This is a genomic window from Aquabacterium sp. A3 (genome assembly GCF_038069945.1).
Lineage (GTDB): Bacteria > Pseudomonadota > Gammaproteobacteria > Burkholderiales > Burkholderiaceae_C > Aquabacterium.
In genome coordinates this window covers 1-2,030 of the sequence record NZ_JBBPEV010000025.1, presented here as the reverse complement: position 1 = coordinate 2,030, position 2,030 = coordinate 1, and the positions used below count along the sequence as shown (strand labels likewise).

Genomic DNA, 2,030 nt, shown 5'->3' with positions numbered 1-2,030 from the left:
CAGATGAACGCGGCGGCAAATGCAATGCCGATACCCGCAACAATCGATTTGAAGATTTGTGGAGTCATCACGATCGTGGTTTGAAGAGGCCTAACTACCAAGGTAACCGGCGCCGGAGCCCGCTAGGGCGGAGGGCACAACCAAGGGCCATGAAAATGCCGAAGGCATGGCCCTTGGTTGCGTCCGCGTTGACCTGACAGTTAGGCTGGGGCGCGGAGTGGAAGGTTTTTGCATTATGACCGCCGTCAGTTTTGAGTGTTGCACTTCAGGTTTCAATCCACGCTGGTGCGCGTAGCAGAGGGCGTAGAGAGCATGGCGCCTTATTCAACGCTTAAGTTCTCAATTGCCACCCAGCCAGACTTGTTGGTGCATTCGCCAGAGGTGATTCTTATTTTTCGCCACATATCGATGCCGGCCATTTTTTCTGACTCGCCCGTTGGGATTACGGCAGTCCCAGCTAGGGCCGTACAGACGTGGTGCTTCGGATCTTGTGCAGCATCCAAACTCGGCTTGTCTACGACAAGCGTTGCTCCGGTCCTTGGATTGCGCAGCACATACCTTTTCTCCGGAGTTGTGGAGTCTCCGCCATAGTTGATAGTGATATTTCCTTGATTCGTCCCGATTGCAGGACTTTTGGCTCCAGATGTTGTGGCTTGTGATTTTTGCTCGCCTTGCGACGAAGCTGATGGAGGAAAGAATACTAAAGCTAAGCCAACGATTGAAGCAATTGAACCCCAGAGACCAATTTTTTTCCATGGTAGATAGACTTTTATGCCAAATAAATGGTTTGGAGAAATAAATTTGTATTTTATTGAGATTGGGTGGGTCGAGTTTTGACCAGGGGAAGCGATGCCCGCAGTTTTCGCAGTGGGTTGGCACAGGCGTAGGGAACCCAATAAAAACAGCCCCATCAGCGTGATAGTCGCCTGGAATAGGGCTGTGGCAGGCCGGGCATTCATGAATCGTCTTTTCGCCGCATGATGAGCAAAAATTTCGACGGAATTGCGGGGACGAGTTGAATCGGTCCGTAATTTGATGACCGTTCAAGCAAACTTGTTGGGTGTCGTAGTAGCCCATGAAAAAAAATATTGCCTGACGGCACAAGTTGATGAGAGCCTAACGAATGGGCAGATGCCTGTGTTTGCGAAGAGCCTAACTACCAAGGTAACCGGCGCCGGAGCCCGTGAGGGCGGAGGGTACAACCAAGGGCCATGAGAATGCCGAAGGCATGGCCCTTGGTTGCGTCCGCGTTGACCTGACAGTTAGGCTGGGGCGCAGAGTGGAAGGTTTGTGCATTACTACTACCTGTAGTTTTGAGTGTTGCACTTCACGTGTCAATCCACGCCTGGTGGCAGGAGAGGCTGCGCTTCCATAGCTTCACTTCTGGGCAATGTGACGAGTGAATTGCTCGAATTGAGCAAGCTGTTCTCCTAGCGCAGCGCGAGGGACGATCACAGCTTGGATTGCATCAATGAACAAGTAGTAGTTTGTGTCGTCCGCATCCCAATCCAGGAAGCTCATCCAAAATGTTTCGGTCGTGCCCCTTTGTGTTTCTATCCGCAGCCCATCCGAGTTAAACGACATCACCTGTGGCGAGAGAAACGCGCCGTTGGGCAAGAGAGCACGCTTTCTCAGCAGTGCTTGTGACAGCTGTGGCTGCATAACCGCGAGAGCCAATGCCAGTGCCCCAGCGACGCCGATAACAGCCAACGGCCCAGAAATCTCTGGCCACTCGCGGTAGAGGCGCGCGTAAGTGGCACAAGCCAGGCCAATGCACAGCCAAATGACCACGCGTAAGCCGAACTGTGCAGACAACAACCCCTGGTGGCGCTGAAACCGGCGCGCTACCAGTTTTTGAAACCGTACGAAGTCAGCGTGAGTGAGCGAGAAGTGGATCATGTTGTTCTGCGGCCTAACTACCAAGGTAACCGGCGCCGGAGCCCGTGAGGGCGGAGGGCACAAGCAAGGGCCATGAGAATGCCGAAGGCATGGCCCTTGGTTGCGTCCGCGTTGACCTGACAGTTAGGCTG

At 53.4% G+C, this 2,030-nt stretch carries 2 protein-coding genes; both read right to left on the bottom strand.

The window, feature by feature from the left end; genetic code table 11:
* Positions 1-339: 339 nt before the first annotated feature.
* Positions 340-1,077, bottom strand: a complete 738-nt coding sequence (locus WNB94_RS17175; RefSeq protein WP_445819097.1) for a DUF2321 domain-containing protein — start codon at positions 1,075-1,077, stop codon at positions 340-342.
* A 300-nt stretch (positions 1,078-1,377) separates the two neighbouring features.
* Complete coding sequence (locus tag WNB94_RS17170) at positions 1,378-1,899, bottom strand: YcxB family protein (RefSeq protein WP_341391573.1); 522 nt, start codon at positions 1,897-1,899, stop codon at positions 1,378-1,380.
* Between the last annotated feature and the right edge of the window lie 131 nt (positions 1,900-2,030).

What these genes read in the sequence shown, in the direction of transcription:
- WNB94_RS17170 (WP_341391573.1), bottom strand. Translation starts at nt 1,899, where the DNA reads ATGATCCACTTCTCGCTCACTCACGCTGACTTCGTACGGTTTCAAAAA.
- WNB94_RS17175 (WP_445819097.1), bottom strand. Translation starts at nt 1,077, where the DNA reads ATGGGCTACTACGACACCCAACAAGTTTGCTTGAACGGTCATCAAATT.